The 1,437-nt window shown below is 54.8% G+C and carries 3 protein-coding genes; 1 reads left to right on the top strand and 2 read right to left on the bottom strand.

Features of this window, described 5'->3' with window-relative positions:
- Nucleotides 1-277: cyclic nucleotide-binding domain-containing protein (locus EOA13_RS37055; RefSeq protein ID WP_164780625.1), on the bottom strand; the 277-nt coding region annotated here is incomplete at its 3' end.
- A 444-nt stretch (nucleotides 278-721) separates the two neighbouring features.
- Here EOA13_RS37055 and EOA13_RS37050 point away from each other — a divergent pair.
- Nucleotides 722-1,120, top strand: coding sequence for a response regulator (locus tag EOA13_RS37050; protein ID WP_127298037.1), 399 nt, complete (start codon nucleotides 722-724; stop codon nucleotides 1,118-1,120).
- Between the two features lie 78 nt (nucleotides 1,121-1,198).
- Here EOA13_RS37050 and EOA13_RS38475 read toward each other — a convergent pair.
- The coding region (locus EOA13_RS38475) for a hypothetical protein (protein ID WP_206535373.1) at nucleotides 1,199-1,437 on the bottom strand (239 nt) is incomplete at its 5' end.

Raw genomic sequence — 1,437 nt, 5'->3', positions numbered from 1 at the left:
ACAAATGCAAACCATGCAGGTCGGGAATGTCGCCCGGAACAAAAAAGGAGGAAATCTGACGCTTGCCGTCGCCGGTTAGTTTGGTCGAGGCTATCAAGCCGTCCAGAACGACGAAGGAAAGGGTCGGCTTGTCGCCCTCGCGCAGAATGTCTTCGTTGGCATGATATTCCTTCTCCTGAATCGAGATGTTCCCCAAGAGCGCAATATCTGACGGTGCGAGTTCAGAGATGGTCTGGAGCTTGCGGATTAAAATGTTCGAAGAGGGAGCCTGTGCCATGAAGAACCTGTTTGGGGTTGGCCCTAACTTGCTGGGGGCGCTAATGTTCTCAAGGGCGGCATGGTTGGTGACGTTAGTTTGTGCTTGATGCCTTTGGCCTCCCGCATCAGGGAGGACCAATTCGCTCCTAGAAGCGATATCAACTCCAGGGCTTGCGCCTCTGTGATGTCTGTCGCTTCGATAAGCCTTGGGGCAAGGCGACGCTCGAGTTCAGACCTCAAATTCGTGCTCCCTATGAACAACCACTCAGAACCCTTCAAACTATAACATTTGTTATAAGTTCCTATCTAAATGACTGTTTTTCGTGAGGCTCCTCCCTTTCGGCTGCGCCCTCCGAGTCCCACCCCGCTTTCCGCCGCATTAACATATGTTATTGTCTAAGGAGCATTTTCGGGCCTGCGGCCGTTGAATTGCCGAGGAATACTCAGGGAGGCATGCCTTTCAATGCGGTCGGTTTCGGTACTGGCTGTGGAGGATGAAAGCATCATTCTCTTGGACATCGAAAGCTCCCTCCGGGAGGCCGGGTTTGAGGTGATTCCCGTCTCAAAGGGCCTTGAAGCCATTGCAATTTTTGATCGTGAGCCGGAGCGAGTTGCGGCGCTGCTCACAGATATCAGGCTTGAAGACGGCCGAACCGGGTGGGATGTGGCCCGGCACCTCCGAACCGTCAATCCCACTATGCCGGTGATATACATGAGCGGCGATGGCGCGGACGACTGGCCGTCGCTTGGAGTGCCCAACAGCCTGATGATCACCAAGCCATTTGTTATTCCGCAGATCATTATCGGGCTGGCAACTCTCCTCAATCAAGAGAGCGTGAAGCAGCTACCTGCCTCAGAATAGCTGCGAGGTGGTAGCTGGTTAGTCATAGGGTCTTTGCGCAGGTCGGTGCGGCCGTAGCTTTCATGGCCAACTCGAAGTCTATGCCCGGTTGTTCCGCAAATCCGAGCCAGGTCGGGCGCCCTGATAGTAGGCCAGCCCACCCACACTGCGATGCATTGCCAAGGCCTCCCGAAATGTGCGGCACATTCGGACGGCAAGCCAAAGATCGCCTTCGTCCATGTGGCCTTCTTGAAAGTGACGGATCACCGCCGGAGCGATGTGCTCTGCTTCTTCGCTCGTATGGTCGAAATTTCGCTCGGAACAAAGCCGCTCGAAGA

The sequence above is a fragment of the Mesorhizobium sp. M7A.F.Ca.US.011.01.1.1 genome, from assembly GCF_003998295.1.
In the GTDB taxonomy this organism is placed as follows: Bacteria; Pseudomonadota; Alphaproteobacteria; order Rhizobiales; family Rhizobiaceae; genus Mesorhizobium.
This window is presented reverse-complemented; position numbering and strand designations above follow the sequence as displayed.

Excerpts from the sequence above, each read along its gene's own strand:
- EOA13_RS37050 (WP_127298037.1), top strand. The coding sequence starts at position 722 with ATGCGGTCGGTTTCGGTACTGGCTGTGGAGGATGAAAGCATCATTCTC.